General features: G+C 37.1%; 16 protein-coding genes. 10 read left to right on the top strand and 6 right to left on the bottom strand.

The window, feature by feature from the left end; genetic code table 11:
- Positions 1-706: 706 nt before the first annotated feature.
- Positions 707-1,219 carry a hypothetical protein gene (locus H5203_RS00080; RefSeq protein WP_182732068.1) on the bottom strand — a complete coding sequence of 171 codons (513 nt, stop codon included), beginning with the start codon at positions 1,217-1,219 and terminating at the stop codon, positions 707-709.
- A gap of 171 nt (positions 1,220-1,390) precedes the next feature.
- Between H5203_RS00080 and H5203_RS00075 the strand changes: the two genes are divergently transcribed.
- From H5203_RS00075 to H5203_RS00050, 6 genes are all read left to right on the top strand, one after another.
- The gene (locus H5203_RS00075; protein WP_259397336.1) at positions 1,391-1,618 is read left to right on the top strand and encodes a hypothetical protein; all 228 of its coding nucleotides are present in this window, start codon (positions 1,391-1,393) and stop codon (positions 1,616-1,618) included.
- A 485-nt stretch (positions 1,619-2,103) separates the two neighbouring features.
- Positions 2,104-2,484: a response regulator gene (locus H5203_RS00070; protein ID WP_145233960.1), complete on the top strand. Its 381-nt coding sequence runs from the start codon at positions 2,104-2,106 to the stop codon at positions 2,482-2,484.
- Between the two features lie 27 nt (positions 2,485-2,511).
- The gene (locus H5203_RS00065; RefSeq protein WP_182819159.1) at positions 2,512-3,417 is read left to right on the top strand and encodes a MoxR family ATPase; all 906 of its coding nucleotides are present in this window, start codon (positions 2,512-2,514) and stop codon (positions 3,415-3,417) included.
- Between the two features lie 168 nt (positions 3,418-3,585).
- The gene (locus H5203_RS00060) at positions 3,586-4,413 is read left to right on the top strand and encodes a DUF58 domain-containing protein (protein ID WP_182819158.1); all 828 of its coding nucleotides are present in this window, start codon (positions 3,586-3,588) and stop codon (positions 4,411-4,413) included.
- Entirely contained in the window at positions 4,400-6,394 is a 1,995-nt protein-coding gene (locus tag H5203_RS00055; RefSeq protein WP_182819157.1) for a DUF3488 and transglutaminase-like domain-containing protein, read from the top strand. The genes H5203_RS00060 and H5203_RS00055 overlap by 14 nt, the downstream gene beginning before the upstream one ends.
- Complete coding sequence (locus H5203_RS00050) at positions 6,391-7,713, top strand: Na+/H+ antiporter family protein (RefSeq protein ID WP_145233952.1); 1,323 nt, start codon at positions 6,391-6,393, stop codon at positions 7,711-7,713. The genes H5203_RS00055 and H5203_RS00050 overlap by 4 nt, the downstream gene beginning before the upstream one ends.
- Before the next feature lie 174 nt (positions 7,714-7,887).
- On the opposite strand, the gene H5203_RS00045 is transcribed toward H5203_RS00050, so the two are convergent.
- From H5203_RS00045 to H5203_RS00035, 3 genes are read right to left on the bottom strand one after another with little or no spacing between them, the layout of a single operon-like run.
- Positions 7,888-8,319 carry an acyl-CoA thioesterase gene (locus tag H5203_RS00045; RefSeq protein WP_064666260.1) on the bottom strand — a complete coding sequence of 144 codons (432 nt, stop codon included), beginning with the start codon at positions 8,317-8,319 and terminating at the stop codon, positions 7,888-7,890.
- 5 nt (positions 8,320-8,324) lie between these two features.
- Complete coding sequence (locus H5203_RS00040) at positions 8,325-9,140, bottom strand: M23 family metallopeptidase (protein ID WP_182759275.1); 816 nt, start codon at positions 9,138-9,140, stop codon at positions 8,325-8,327.
- Positions 9,133-9,990 (bottom strand): 6-carboxytetrahydropterin synthase, encoded by an 858-nt coding sequence (locus H5203_RS00035; RefSeq protein ID WP_149981106.1) that lies wholly within the window; start codon positions 9,988-9,990, stop codon positions 9,133-9,135. The genes H5203_RS00040 and H5203_RS00035 overlap by 8 nt, the downstream gene beginning before the upstream one ends.
- Positions 9,991-10,194: 204 nt before the next feature.
- Here H5203_RS00035 and fabA point away from each other — a divergent pair, with 204 nt between their 5' ends.
- Complete coding sequence (gene fabA, locus H5203_RS00030) at positions 10,195-10,710, top strand: bifunctional 3-hydroxydecanoyl-ACP dehydratase/trans-2-decenoyl-ACP isomerase (RefSeq protein WP_145233946.1); 516 nt, start codon at positions 10,195-10,197, stop codon at positions 10,708-10,710.
- 79 nt (positions 10,711-10,789) lie between these two features.
- On the opposite strand, the gene rmf is transcribed toward fabA, so the two are convergent.
- On the bottom strand, positions 10,790-10,960 hold the full coding sequence (gene rmf, locus H5203_RS00025) for a ribosome modulation factor (protein ID WP_016707188.1): 171 nt from the start codon (positions 10,958-10,960) through the stop codon (positions 10,790-10,792).
- 468 nt (positions 10,961-11,428) lie between these two features.
- Here rmf and H5203_RS00020 point away from each other — a divergent pair, with 468 nt between their 5' ends.
- Both H5203_RS00020 and H5203_RS00015 read left to right on the top strand, forming a co-directional pair.
- Positions 11,429-12,064 carry a TetR/AcrR family transcriptional regulator gene (locus tag H5203_RS00020; protein ID WP_145233944.1) on the top strand — a complete coding sequence of 212 codons (636 nt, stop codon included), beginning with the start codon at positions 11,429-11,431 and terminating at the stop codon, positions 12,062-12,064.
- A 63-nt stretch (positions 12,065-12,127) separates the two neighbouring features.
- Complete coding sequence (locus tag H5203_RS00015) at positions 12,128-13,120, top strand: MDR family oxidoreductase (protein ID WP_182819156.1); 993 nt, start codon at positions 12,128-12,130, stop codon at positions 13,118-13,120.
- Between the two features lie 203 nt (positions 13,121-13,323).
- On the opposite strand, the gene H5203_RS00010 is transcribed toward H5203_RS00015, so the two are convergent.
- On the bottom strand, positions 13,324-13,890 hold the full coding sequence (locus H5203_RS00010; RefSeq protein WP_149981103.1) for a hypothetical protein: 567 nt from the start codon (positions 13,888-13,890) through the stop codon (positions 13,324-13,326).
- Positions 13,891-14,079: 189 nt separating this feature from the next.
- Between H5203_RS00010 and H5203_RS00005 the strand changes: the two genes are divergently transcribed.
- A complete protein-coding gene (locus tag H5203_RS00005; RefSeq protein ID WP_182819155.1) occupies positions 14,080-14,496 on the top strand; it encodes a VF530 family DNA-binding protein in 417 nt (138 codons plus the stop codon).
- Positions 14,497-14,502: the final 6 nt, after the last annotated feature.

Here is a 14,502-nt window from a genome sequence, read left to right as displayed (position 1 = left end):
TCACTCATGACAGTCAAAAGCTTTTGAGTCAGTATTGTTGTAACTTTTGCACATCAGAAGTTCACGTCTTGTAGGCAATTTTTTATAAAGTAATTTCTCTAAAACTTTTTCAACCAAAGTGTTAGCTACTAATCACTAATATTAGTTGGAGAAGTTCTGAGCTAGTTTTATTAACTTCATCTATTTCAACTGCCAAAATGCATAAATAAAGTTCCAGTGAATATTTTTTAAGGTACATACTAACAATTGTCCACAACACGGAGTGTTCTTATGTATGTGAATACAATAGCTACATGTAGTAAACCTTTATCATTATTTACTGCTAACTTTTCTTTTTACTTTTTCTAAAATACCGAAGTCAACATCATCGATATTATCGATAATGTTATTTAGCAAAAAATTTTGCATAGAATTAATTTAGCATGACTTCTGAAAAAATGATATTTGAAGAAATAAAGACCATTATTAGTCACTCTATGTAAATAACTATCACGAATATTGAATACGGCATTAGTTTGGAGCTATATCACTCATGATGAGCATAAAGACTTTTAAATGAAATTTTCAGACAAACTCGCATCTGCAGGTTATTCTATTGGTATTTAGTTAATGCAGAAACAATCCAATAGTGGCCGGAGTAGGGGGTTACCGTTAATATGATTTTATTACTTTTAAAAATGATATTAACTGGCTGAAACTCAAAATTTTATTCTTTATTGTGCATTGTAACGGTTTGTTTAATAAGCTCAGATGTTAATTGTAGAGTTGTAGATTCAGATATTGATTTATTTGCAGATAGTTGGCAAATATAAAATAATCCCATGTTCAAAAAAGCAGTTCGTTCAGTAGTTGTTGTTAAAATATTTGCAGTTTGCTTAATTGAACCAGATAACTCAGCCAGCGCAAGCGCTTTTTCAGAACTAGTGCCTTGACTAGTTGAGACACTTGCGGCAGTTTTGGACAAGTTCAAAATAGCTTCTGAAATAGTTGCTTCACCTTTGCTATCGGTTGTTTTAATAGCTAATGCAGTTTGCATGCAAGCTCTAATTGTTCCATCTGGATCGTTTAAGATAACTGCAGCACTGGTATCTGGCTCCCAAACAAAGAGCGTACCAACAGTTTGTTCATTTTTATCGGCAATAGATATATAGGATTTTTTAAAGTATGTACTGCAACCACAAAGTATAGATGTAACAGCAATAATAGAAATAAGTTTCATATCGTACTCCTTTACATTAGTAACTAATATAAACATGGTTTACAAATATAATTATGTAAAGTTAAAAATGATTAGTAAGTAAATATGGTTGAAATTTAAGTAACAGCAGCAAAGTTAGCGCTTAAAAAGTCGATACCAGATAGCTAGCAATTAACGCTAGGGCACTTGCCTGTGAATATACTAAACGGAATGTCACGTAAAAACGCACCTATATATAGTAGCGCTGTTACAGTTAGCAGCACTCAAGTTGAAAAGTTCTTAACTGGCCAACTGGCAATTGAGCAAGTACACGAACTAATGAACGCTGTTCAAAAACCAAATACGTTTGCTTATATAGGCAACCAAGTAAAAATATCGTACCAAGATTTTATGATCACGGCAGAGCTAGGCCAGGGTTAAATACCATCATAGCTGCCGGTAAAGTTTAAACATCGGCAGCTCATTATAGTTGTGTGTAAATGAGCAGCGCTCAAAGTCAGCTAATATAAAACAGCTTTTAAAGTGCGTTTAGAGTCAAAGTTAAACAACCAGCCATTAACAATTAGTTATGTGTGAGTTAGGTGTTTGAAATTGGTGTAACTGATTTAATCTAAATTTGCATGCAAATAGGGAAAATAGCGTTTATTAACCACGGTAATTAGGTTGTTACTTATAAAACGTACTCTATTTAACATAATATAAATTATAGGTTATTAAATATATTAATGCGAACCTCTGCAAATACACACCTAGAACCACCGCTAAGTCCAATACTAGACGGTATCGGACTTAGTGATGATTTATTTCAATAATACAGTTTAATTCGAGTATCTTTCTTGAGCTTCATTATCGCTTAGCATAGTATTAAAAATACAATTTAAGCTGTATCACAAGAAGTAAACAATATGGAATTTGTGCGCCCGTTAGAACCAATCCTAATAATTGATGATGTTCAAGATATACGTGACTACTTAAATCAGATCTTAACTGAATTAGGTTTTGAAGATATTCTTGAAAGCAGAGATTTTGAATCTGCTAAAACGTTGATTGATGAAAAATCCCCGAATGTTATCTTTCTCGATATTGAACTGCCCGATACCGATGGTACAGAAATTCTTGAATACTTAAATGACAATTACCCACATACACATGTTGTCATGTGCTCTGGCCATAACAGCCTCGAAAATGTTCAAAATACTTGGGAACTAGGTGCTAAAGGTTTTATTGCAAAGCCATTTAATGCTAAAAAAGTTGATACTGTGATGAAACGCCTCGAACTTATTTAATGTAATTTATCAACCTACAAGGTTACTATGCAACAGACCGTACAAGCGATCATTGATGATTTATCTCAGGTTATTTTTGGCAAACAGCAACAAATAAAACTCGCGTTAACCTGCTTATTTAGCCAAGGTCATTTATTAATTGAAGATTTGCCAGGTATGGGTAAAACCACTTTATCGCATGCACTTGCTGCGGTATTAGGTTTGTCGTATCAACGAGTACAATTTACCAGTGATTTATTACCCTCCGACATACTGGGCTCAAGTATTTTTAATGCCAATGAGCATAAATTTACTTTTCATAAAGGGCCTATCTTCAGTCAAGTTGTTTTAGCGGACGAAATAAATCGCGCAGGTCCAAAAACACAAAGCGCTTTATTAGAGGCAATGGAAGAAAACCAAGTTACTATGGATGGTGATAAACATGCCCTACCAACACCATTTTTTGTTATAGCAACTCAAAACCCTTTATATCAATCAGGTACTTATCCTTTACCTGAATCTCAATTAGACCGTTTTTTTATGCGTATTAGTTTGGGTTTTCCACCTAATGAAGCTGAACGTAAACTCATTTTAGGCCAACATAATCGTGATTATGCACACTTACCTGTACGTATCGATACACAACAATTAATTGAAATACAAAATAAAGTAAGTGCTGTTATGTTAAGTGAACCGGTTGTTGATTATATTTTGGCGCTTGTATCTGCTACCCGAAATAACAGTCAATTTGCTAATGCGTTATCTCCACGGGCCAGTATTGCAGTTGGCAAAGCCGCGAAAGCATGGGCGTTTATTGATGGTCGTGACTTTGTTACCCCTGATGATGTCCAAACTATTTTTGCTAGTGTTACCGAACATCGTTTAGGTCTGCAGCATGATGTTAGCTCACAACAGATCAAACAATTAATAAATACTGTTGATGTGCCACTTTAAGGTATGAACAATAAAACAGGAAAGCGCCCTACTTTTTGGTTTCAGTTTAAAGCTAAGATTTTCAAGCTATTAGTAAGAAATAAACATAATACCGAACATCTTACCTTAACGCATAACACAATATATGTTTTGCCATCAAAATTGGGCGTGAGCTTTTTAGTGGTTACTATGCTTAATTTTATATTAGGCATTAATTATCAGAATAATCTGATTTTAGCGATGGCTTATTTAATGCTTGTAGTAATGATATTTTCGCTACTTATGGGTTATAGCAATCTTAAAGGATTAAAAATTGATTATAAAAATCATATAGCTAGCTATGCTCCCTGCTCTGCATTATTAGAGCTGCAACTAAAAACCGAAAAAAAATGTCAATCACTGCAGTTTATTTATGAAAATAAAACCCTCACAACCGTTGATGAAATAACCAGTCAAAAGCAAATAGTTAATTTAGATTTAGGATTAAAAGAACGTGGTGAATACCCCTTGCGCCGATTAAAAATAATCAGCAAGTACCCGTTTGGATTAGTATCGGTATGGAGCTATATGCAATTAGCACATACGGTATTTGTCTACCCGCAACAACTCAAACCATTGCATGAAGCTAGTTTGCAAAATAACCACAACACTGATGATGGCCTGCATAAAAACAGCCATGGTAGTGATGAATTTGATGGTTTAAATATTCATCAACCTGGCATGAATATGAAACGAATATCATGGAAACATTACGCAAAAACTCAGCAATTAATGGTAAAAGAGTTTGTAAATTATTCAGCCCAAAGTGTTGTTTTTGATTTTAATCAGTTACAAGGAAATACCGAATCCCGCCTACAACAATTAAGCTATTTAGTCACTCAGGCTTACTCACAAGGCGTTAGTTATAGCCTGCAATTAGAAGCAGGACTATACGCGATCAGTGATACCAAAGAACATTGTAAACAGTGTTTAGAAGCACTAAGCCGTTTTGCAAAGGATGAAAATGAAAGTCACTGATAATTTAACCGCGATCAATTTGTCGTTATCTATTGTTTATATTTTAGTGCTGAGTTTTATTTTTACTGAGTTACCTCCTCTATTTAATACATTATTAGCTAGTTTGTGTATTTGGAATCTAGCCGTTACCTTATTGAAAAGAAATAAACCCAATGCCATATTAGCAAATACTTTGGCCGGTTTGAGTCTATTGATCTTGTTTTATGACGTAGGTTTTAGCGATACGGTGACTTTATTTGTTGCGATGCTGATCCTCTCTAGCTTATTTAAATTACTGCAAGCCAATACAAAAAAGCATTATCAAACTATCATTTTGTTAAGTTTTTTTAGTCTCTCAACAGTATATCTATTTTCTCAGAGCTTATTTGTTACGCTAGTAATTAGCATGCTATATATTTTAAATTTTGCGCTTTTAGCGCTGATTGAATCTAAACATAGTTTAAAAATTGCAGCTAAAGACAGCTGCAAACTTTTGTTGCTAGCACTACCTTTAGCGATATTTTTATTATTATTGTTACCGAAACTTCCCGCATTTTGGCAATTACCGGGGCCAAAACTCGCTAAAACCGGTTTGTCAGAAAGTGTTGATCCATTTGATATAGCCAAACTGTCTAATTCAGATGAGTTAGTATTTCGAGCTAAATTTGATCAGCAAAAGCCATCTTCCCCCTATTACTGGCGAGCGATTATACATGATGAGTTTGATGGGAAACGCTGGTTAATATCGGACATTTTAAAAAGCCAACAAGTAATTGACCAAATCACCTCAGCTGAACGTGGTGAACCATTATATAGTTATCAAATTTTTGCAGAGCCTGGCGCTAAGCCTTGGCTTTATGGTTTACAGTTTGCCGACTCGGCCCATCAAGATGTAAAAACAACCAGCAATGGATTACTACTGCGGAAACGTTTTTTAGCTAATAGTATTAGCTATACAGCCCAGAGTTATGCTTTTAGCTTGGCTGAACTCTCTCGCTCTGCACACTATCAAAACGTGCAGCTTAGTTTAGCTAAAGAGACTAATTTGCAGTCACAGTCTTTAGCTAAACGTCTATATAAACAACATAATAACAATGATCAGGCTTTTTATTCAGCACTTTATGACTACTTTGCCAATAATAACTTTAGCTATACCTTAACGCCGGATCCAATTACCGGTAACAACACCCTTGACCAGTTTTTATTTGCTAATAAACGTGGTTTTTGTGGCCATTATGCCAGCACAGCTGCATTTATGTTTAGAAGTGTTGGTATTCCTGCCCGCGTTGTTTCGGGGTACTTAGGTGGTGAGTATAATCAACAAAATAGTTATATGAGCGTCTATCAATATGATGCCCATGCATGGGTTGAAGTATTTATAAAAAATAAAGGTTGGCAAATTTTTGATGCAACTGCGGTTGTTTCACCTGAACGATTAAACGGATCTTTATCACAGCACTTGCAGCTGAATAGCGAATTTACAAGCAACTTGAGTTTTGGCTTATTACGATTGAGTAATATTGCTGGTATTAACTGGCTAAGGCTTAAGCTTGAAAATCTTGATTATCAATGGACAAATTGGGTGTTAGGTTTTGACCAGCAAAAGCAATCTTCCCTGCTAAAAGAATTATTCGGTAATAAACAGCTTTGGCAAATTTCACTGATGGTGATAGCAACCGTATGTTTAGCCTTTATTTGTTACTTTGTGTATTTGTCTTGGCCTAAAAAGCCAGAATCGCCAGCGCATTCACTCGCAAAAGACTACCTTACTGTTGTGCGTTGGTGTAATAAGCAAGGTATTTCTGCACCGTCAAATCAAACGCCGCTGCAATTTTTAGCATATGCAGCTCAACAGCTGCCTAACAAGCGGACATATATCATGCAATTTGCGCAATTATACTCCGATGTGCGTTATCGACAGCTAATATTTAGCGCTTATCGTAAAAAACACAGTAAAAATCTGGTAAAATTAATTAAAACAACAACTAAGAGAACTCTATGAATGCAGTCGTGATTGGCGTTATTTTAATGCTTGGCCTTACTTTAGCCCGCGTTAATGTAATTGTTGCTATGACTTTAAGTGCTTTAGTCGCCGGTTTAACCGCCGGACTTAGCTTAAACGATACCCTTAACGCATTTAACGCAGGCCTCTCTGGCGGAGCTGAGATCGCTCTAAGCTATGCAATGCTAGGCGCATTCGCTGTTGCGATTTCAAAATCAGGCTTAACGCGCATTTTAGCTGCAAAACTACTCGCTAAAGTAAATAACAATAGTAGTAATAGCGAAACAAATTTAAGCTATTTTATTTTACTGATAATTTTAGTGTGTGCAATTTCATCGCAGAACCTAGTCCCAGTTCATATAGCTTTTATACCAATTTTGATCCCCCCGCTACTGGTTATATTTAATAAACTAAGGTTAGACAGACGTGCTATTGCCTGTATTTTAACGTTTGGTCTAGCAACCTCATATATGGTTTTACCCTATGGCTTTGGTGGAATTTATTTATACTCGATTTTACATAAAAACTTAGTGGAAAATGGCTTAGAAATCATTAATACCCAAGTACCTATGGCGATGATCATTCCTGCCTGTGGCATGTTAGTTGGATTAATTGTAGCGGTGTTTATCAGTTATAGAAAACATCGAGATTATCAGCATGACGAACATCAAGAGCACGCAACTAATGTGGTTGTAGAACAACCTAAAAAAGTATTGTTAGTCGGTATTACAGCGGTATTAGCCTCTTTAGCAGCACAAAATGTCAGTGGTTCAATGATTTTAGGTGGCTTAGTTGGGGTGATGATTTTTAGTTTGTTTGGCGTAGTTAAGTGGGAGCAAAATAGCGACGTATTTAGTAAAGGCGTAGCAATGATGGCAATGATTGGATTTATAATGATCTCAGCTCAAGGGTTTGCCTCTGTAATGAAAGCGACAGGCGATGTGACTAGCTTAGTACAAAGCGCCGCATTGATTATTGATGGCAACAAACCTTTGGCAGCTGCACTAATTTTATTAGTTGGTTTAATGATCACCATGGGGATTGGCAGCTCATTTTCCACAGTGCCAATAATAGCAACCTTGTTTGTGCCACTGTGCTTAGAGCTTAACTTTTCAATGATGGCAACCGCAGCTTTAGTGGGAACCGCAGGTGCTTTAGGCGATGCTGGCTCCCCTGCTTCCGATTCAACCTTAGGACCAACTTCCGGCTTAAACGCTGACGGTCAGCATGATCATATATGGGATTCAGTTGTGCCTACTTTTATCCACTTTAATATTCCATTACTAATATTTGGCTGGATAGCCGCTATGGTGCTTTAATACCTTGAATGTGAGTAACCAAGTAGAGAATAGATTAAGCCCCCTACTTGGTTACTCAATTATTGTTTTAACGCAGATGCTAAAGATATAAAATAGTGTAATATAGTATGATGTGTTCTTTTTATAAAGCAAAGAAAGCACCATAAAAGTGCTTTCTTAACTTAACAACTCGGTTTAAAAACCATAAATCATCTTATCGCATACAACCGGCGTAGGTCTGTGATTGTCATCGACCGCAACGAATGTAAAACTGCCAGTAATTGCCGAGTGTTTATCATCCCTGTGCATTGTTTCTAAGAATATTTCAACGTCGACTCTTAAACTTGTATTGCCTACATGCACAACTTTTGAGATCAATTCAGCGAAGGTTCCAGCTGGAATAGCTTCTTTAAAATCAACTCTATCTGATGAAATGGTTACCAATGGTTTACGGCAAAAGCGCGTTGCAGCAATAAATGCAACTTCGTCCATCCATGCCAATGCATCACCACCAAACAAGGTATTGTGGTGATTAGTGCGCCCAGGAAATACTGTTTTTGTGACCGAAGTCGTTGAGTCTTTAATGCGCTGAGCAATTATTTCTTCACGGTTTACTTGAGTTGTCATGTTCTCTACTTTTGGTTTGCTAATTTATCTAACATCATAAGTGCAGGATCAAGGCGTTCGCCTTTCCAATTAAAACGCCAATCCAGATGAGGACCAGTTACACGACCAGTCGCACCAATTTCAGCTATTTTATCACCACGTTTAATGGTATCCCCTACTTTTACATCAAGCTTACTTAAGTGTATGTAGGTAGACGTGACACTGTGGCCATGATCTAAAATTAAAGTGCCGCCAGAGTAATAAAGGTCGTTATCAGCAAAAACAACGGTACCACTGACAGGCGCATAAACAGGGCTGCCTGTTTTGTTGGCTATATCTAAACCAAAATGTGGCCGACGAGGCTCACCATTAAAATAGCGTTGGCTACCATACACACCCGAAATACGCCCTTGTGCAGGTTTGTAAACTGGATCTAAAAAATACCTAAGCTCAGAGTCAACTTTTCGGGCATTTCTTACTGCCACAGCTTCGCGGCTGATACGTTCACTTACCGCTTTTGGCGGTGACACATATTTACTTGCCACTCCAGTAATTTTATCAATTTTATAATCACGTTTAGTGATCTCAATCGCTTGCTGATGTTTGACACCGTCTGCATCAACCCAGGCTAATTGATGGGTTAATTCAGCATCACGGCCAAAGCCAAATACAAACTCACCTTGTGCGGTGGTTTTTAATGCTTGGCCATTAAAAATAACTGACTTAACCCCATCAATTTGACCAGTCACTAACCCGCCTTGGGTTAAGTGACCTTTTAGCTCCACTGCATCAGCAAAAAAGCTCACAGTAGCAAATAACGAAACGGCTAATAATTTACGCATAACAAATGGACCCTTTGGCCACACCTTCGTATGCTGTGACTTTTACGTCATTGTCAGGATGCTGCGCTTTAACTTGCTCAGCAAGGTAACCTGCAATACATTCAACCGTAGTATCAATGGGTAAAATATCACACCGTTCTTTACTTATTGCCATTTCAAAATAGCCTTGTGCGGCGGTATAGGCAAAACAGAGGTCATTTTCTTTGGCGCTGATGTGCTGTAGCTGCGGCGCTTGAATTTGATCTTCTGCTGTCGCTAAATAAATATCTTGCCATTTATCAGCCCATTGCTTTTGTAATCGTGGCATTGCCATGCCATCAAGGGCAATACCAATTTGCGAACGGTGACCATGAATAATACGCTGGCAATTACCGTCGTGCTTTTTAAGGCCATGACTATAGTGATAATAAAAGCTCTTACTATGCTCTGGCTTTAACTCAATTTCGATTTTATCGATATTGCTTGGTAACTGCGGCATGATTGTAGCAATTAAAAATTCAATAACTGACTGCTCATTAATAACATCAGCATCAATTAAACAAAACGCTTGGTTTGGCGCGCTCATTGCTAAGTGGTGATCATCACCAAAAGTACAATCAAGTGTTGTGTAGTCACCATGGTTTTCAACTTGGCCGTTAATTTGGTTGCCAATGGCCAGCTTGTGATCAATACATTGGTCGATAATGCCTTTGATTTGCTTTTTAACTAAGCCAAAATCAAGCACCATAGACTCTTCATTTAACTTGCCATGCAAGGTTAAATCAACAATCCAGCTCTCGCCAACTGCGCCTCGTTTATTACACAAGTAAGAAAAATCAATTACGGTAAGTGCGTTAACAAAAAGGATCATAAACTTCCTTTATACTGGTTAAAAAATCACGGTAATTATAATGATTTTTGCTAGTAATTGCGCGATTTAATCGTGTAATTAGCATGTTCTTCACCTAAGCGGTGGTATTTCGTGCAAATAAATTATTTTTTTAACTGCTCCGAGTTGTTTAGCGTACAAGTGTACGCTAAAGTACGTGGCAATTTCTAAGCGATGAAAAGTGTTATGGAACCTAAAAATAGTTATACAAAAGAAGATTTGATCCTATGTGGTCAAGGTGAAATGTTTGGAGAAGGCAATTGTCGTCTACCAAGTGACAACATGTTAATGATGGATCGTATCATCTCAATCACTGATGACGGTGGAGAGCATGGTAAAGGTGAAATCGTTGCTGAGCTTGATATTAACCCTGATCTTTGGTTTTTTGCTTGTCACTTTAAAGGTGATCCAGTCATGCCAGGTTGTCTTGGTTTAGATGCAATGTGGCAACTGGTTGGCTTTTTCCTTGGTTGGTCTGGTGGTCCTGGTCTTGGCCGTGCGCTAGGTGTAGGTGAAGTTAAATTTACTGGGCAAATTTTACCAACAGCAAAAAAAGTTACCTACCGTTTGACCATGAAGCGCGTTATTAAACGTAAATTATTCATGGGGATGGCTGATGGTACTGTTGAAGTAGATGGCCGCGTTATCTACGAAGCAAAAGATTTAAAAGTTGGTTTATTCCAAGATACTAGCGCGTTTTAATTTTTTATTAAAACCCAGCTACAAAAACGCCGCTGTTTCATAAACAGCGGCGTTTTTGCTTTAATTCAATACTTAAAAATTAGGTTTTATACATATTGCGATTTTCTATCGCTTCGCGCCAACCGCCTAACCACTCTGATTTTGGGTCTACTTGTTGATAAGGGCATAGGTCTTTTGAACGGCCCGCGAGGCCTGCTTTAAAGCCTTGAGAATGAGCTCTTTCTAACCGATCTCTTTTCTGTCTCTTCATAGGTAAATCCTCACCTTTTATATTTATATATTTGTAGTGTTCGTGACATCTACATTTAATGAATAGTTAATAAAACTGTTAAATTCAAATCACAAAAGCAATTAAATAAATTGACTTTAACTAAGCTGCTGATGCAAAAATGAATTAACATATAAAAAAGTAAAGTGGTCGTACCATCTTCTGTGCGACCCATATATGTACAAAAAATTACGACTATCTAATCACTAACACGCAGTTTCCTGCTCTAATTGTGACTGCGGTTTATGGATGAAGTTCCTATAAAAAATGTAATTATGACAAATTTATTTCAACTCATTAATAGTAAAGAAGTTTAATTTTTGAACTTATTTCAGACCACTTTACTGCGGCTTATTCGCACTTAATTAGCCCACATTTCACGTACACTTTTTTAAATTGTTTAATAATTAATCCTTGCATATATAAATACGATCGGTCTAATATGTGTTTATGCTAAAAAACAGTCAAAATCCACCACGACGTGGTCGCCCACCAAAAGTTGCCCGCAGTAATGCCGACACCAAAGCATTACTTATTGCTACGGGGGTAGAAACACTTACCGAGTTTGGCTTCAGTGCCACAGGACTTGATACTATTTTAAAAAAAGTAGGTGTTCCAAAAGGTTCTTTTTACCACTACTTTAATAATAAAGATGCCTACGGCTTAGCTGTTATAGACGCTTACAACGATTACTTTGTTGCTAAACTTATTCGCTATCTAGGGGCAAGCGATATCCCTCCTTTAGAGCGACTAATCAATTTCACCCAAAGTGCAGCAAGGGGTATGCAAAAGTACGATTTTAGTCGCGGTTGTCTAGTCGGTAATTTAAATCAGGAACTAAACCACCTCAGCGCTGACTTTAAAAATAAACTATTGACCAGTTACGAGATTTGGCAACAACATGTGCAAGTTTGCCTGGCACAAGCTCAGCAGGAGCGTGTTATTGCAGCCAACGTGAATACCACACAAATGAGTGAATTTTTTTGGATTGGCTGGGAAGGTGCTGTAATGCGTGCCAAGCTAACTAAAAATACTCAGCCACTTATTTTATATACTGAAATGTTTTTACGTGCATTGCTTAGGTAACGGCTTAAGTAATTGCTCTTTTTGCATAACAATTAAAAGACGATCGGTCTAAATGGAGTCCAGATGAACAATCAATTTAAAGCCATTGTTATAAATAATACTGACGATAAGTATACCGCGTCAGTACAAACACTAAATAATAGCGAATTACCCAATCTCCCTGTCAAACTAGATGTGCTTTACAGCACCCTAAATTATAAAGATGGTCTAGCTATTACAGGAAAAGGCCCCGTGGTGCGCTCATTTCCTATGGTGCCGGGTATTGATTTAGTGGGTAAAGTAACAGCCAGTGATTCTAGCGAGTTCGCTATTGATCAGTTGGTATTACTAAATGGCTTTGGTGTTGGCGAAAAATACTGGGGGGGGCTGGCTCAACAAGCCGCTGTTAATGGCGATTGGTTGATCCCACTCCCAACGTCGTTAACACCTAATCAGGCCATGCAAATTGGTACTGCCGGTTACACCGCGATGCTCAGTATTATTGCGCTTGAAAAGCAAGGCATCACTCCCGACTCTGGTGATATTTTAGTAACGGGTGCAAACGGTGGTGTAGGTAGTTTTGCCGTCTATTTACTTAATCTACTAGGTTTTACCGTAGTTGCAGCAACAGGTCGTGTAAATAAAAGCGAACATTTAAAACAACTTGGCGCCTCTGAAGTGATCGACCGAAATGAGCTATCAAATCCAGGTAAGCCATTAGCAAAAGAACGTTTTGCTGCAGCCATTGATTCAGTTGGCAGTCATACCCTTGCTAATATTTGTGCTTCTTTAAAGTATGGCGGTGTTGTTACTGCTTGCGGTTTAGCACAAGGCATGGATTTTCCTGCATCCGTTGCGCCGTTTATTTTGCGTGGTATTTCATTAATCGGCATAGACAGTGTAATGCGTCCTAAGGTCGACCGCATCCAAGCATGGCAACGTCTAGGTGAGCTTGTTGAGCAGAGCTACTTAGATAAAATATCGACTGAAATTAATTTAGAGCAGGTTATTAACGCGGCTGATGAGCTGATGGCCGGAAATATCCGAGGCCGTGTAGTAGTAAATTGCCAACAGTAAAAATAAGTTATACCAATCGTGTTAAGTTACTAAGTATTTATAGCGACATAGAAATGCAGTAATAACAAGACAGGAATTTTGACATGCCGTTGTTCTACTTGAAAAATTACTGACGTAGTTTTTAGCCCGCTAGAATGGTTAAATATTTAACTCAATTGGTATTATTAAAGCTTCTTGTAAAAGAAGCTTTAATTTCTTCGTCATTACACGCCTAAAGCAGCAAGCTTTTCGTTTAATTCGTCTTTTGAAATTAAACTCATTTCATACTGTTTTTTAACTTTACGAATAGTGTCGAAATTATCAAGTTTTAATCGTGCTTTAGCTAATTTCTGTTCTTTTTCTGCTACAGAGATCACATCAAGTTTAACGGCTTTTTCAAGCTTCTCTTTTTCTTGATCGTATTCTTTTTGAAAAATTGCTTTTTCTTGAATGATGATTTGATCTTTTAGCTTTTTCTCAATTTCAATAGCTTCATCTTCAAGCTCAATTTTTTTCTCAAGTAACGGTTCAACACGGTTTAATGCTTCTTGCAAAGCACTTTCGATATTTTGTCCTTGGTTTTCTAGTAAATTTTCTACGTATTTTTTACCAATATCTTGATAACCAATATTTAGCTGCCCTTCTATTGAAGTGATCTCAGAGCGGATCGCCGATAACTTTGAGTTCTCTTTCATTGAGGTGCTCATATCAGAGCTTAGTTTAGACGTTGATTCGCTGATATTTGAACCAATAGTGGTAGCTTGTGTTTTAATTTTATTAAAAAGACCCATGTATATTATTCCTTAAATCTATCATCCAATGTTGTGGCGTCATGCCGATACTTATTAAAGCGTGCTAATATTACCGATAAAGTAAACAAATGTAAATTACACAAGCAAACTGACTTGATATTCTTGTATCAAATTATCGTGATAAAAATTATAATTCTGGGATTAGATTTTAGAAAAAGAGTGTAAAACATGAGTAATGAAGATTTATTCAGCAATAACCCGCTACAAGGCGTTAAACTTGAGCAAGTTGTATCAGAGTTAGTTGATCAATATGGGTGGGAGCTTTTACATGCTTATCTACTGCTAAATTGTTTTAAAAACAACCCTGACATCAAATCTGCAGTTAAATTTTTGCGTAAAACCCAGTGGGCACAAGATAAAGTTGAAAACTTTTATCTTTATAGATTAAAAAATCTACCTAAACCCGATGATGTTCAATATGAACTACCACCACGTGACCGCGTTATTCCTGAAGATCATAAACCGGGTGAACCATGTGAGTTAAGTTTTAGTGACGCAAAACGTATTCAAGCGAAAAAAGAAGCAAAAGATCGTGCACGGACGCGAAAACAACGCTCAAATGCCAGTAATCCTTGGGGTAACTAGGTGCTA

The organism is Pseudoalteromonas sp. SG41-1, assembly GCF_014164575.1.
In the GTDB taxonomy this organism is placed as follows: domain Bacteria; phylum Pseudomonadota; class Gammaproteobacteria; order Enterobacterales; family Alteromonadaceae; genus Pseudoalteromonas; species Pseudoalteromonas rhizosphaerae.
Note: the sequence above shows the minus strand (reverse complement) of the source record. Positions and strands in the feature narration are given on the sequence as shown.

Excerpts from the sequence above, each read along its gene's own strand:
- H5203_RS00080 (WP_182732068.1), bottom strand. The coding sequence starts at position 1,219 with ATGAAACTTATTTCTATTATTGCTGTTACATCTATACTTTGTGGTTGC.
- H5203_RS00070 (WP_145233960.1), top strand. The coding sequence starts at position 2,104 with ATGGAATTTGTGCGCCCGTTAGAACCAATCCTAATAATTGATGATGTT.
- H5203_RS00065 (WP_182819159.1), top strand. The coding sequence starts at position 2,512 with ATGCAACAGACCGTACAAGCGATCATTGATGATTTATCTCAGGTTATT.
- H5203_RS00060 (WP_182819158.1), top strand. The coding sequence starts at position 3,586 with ATGCTTAATTTTATATTAGGCATTAATTATCAGAATAATCTGATTTTA.
- H5203_RS00055 (WP_182819157.1), top strand. The coding sequence starts at position 4,400 with ATGAAAGTCACTGATAATTTAACCGCGATCAATTTGTCGTTATCTATT.
- H5203_RS00050 (WP_145233952.1), top strand. The coding sequence starts at position 6,391 with ATGAATGCAGTCGTGATTGGCGTTATTTTAATGCTTGGCCTTACTTTA.
- H5203_RS00045 (WP_064666260.1), bottom strand. The coding sequence starts at position 8,319 with ATGACAACTCAAGTAAACCGTGAAGAAATAATTGCTCAGCGCATTAAA.
- H5203_RS00040 (WP_182759275.1), bottom strand. The coding sequence starts at position 9,140 with ATGCGTAAATTATTAGCCGTTTCGTTATTTGCTACTGTGAGCTTTTTT.
- H5203_RS00035 (WP_149981106.1), bottom strand. The coding sequence starts at position 9,990 with ATGATCCTTTTTGTTAACGCACTTACCGTAATTGATTTTTCTTACTTG.
- fabA (WP_145233946.1), top strand. The coding sequence starts at position 10,195 with ATGGAACCTAAAAATAGTTATACAAAAGAAGATTTGATCCTATGTGGT.
- rmf (WP_016707188.1), bottom strand. The coding sequence starts at position 10,960 with ATGAAGAGACAGAAAAGAGATCGGTTAGAAAGAGCTCATTCTCAAGGC.
- H5203_RS00020 (WP_145233944.1), top strand. The coding sequence starts at position 11,429 with ATGCTAAAAAACAGTCAAAATCCACCACGACGTGGTCGCCCACCAAAA.
- H5203_RS00015 (WP_182819156.1), top strand. The coding sequence starts at position 12,128 with ATGAACAATCAATTTAAAGCCATTGTTATAAATAATACTGACGATAAG.
- H5203_RS00010 (WP_149981103.1), bottom strand. The coding sequence starts at position 13,890 with ATGGGTCTTTTTAATAAAATTAAAACACAAGCTACCACTATTGGTTCA.
- H5203_RS00005 (WP_182819155.1), top strand. The coding sequence starts at position 14,080 with ATGAGTAATGAAGATTTATTCAGCAATAACCCGCTACAAGGCGTTAAA.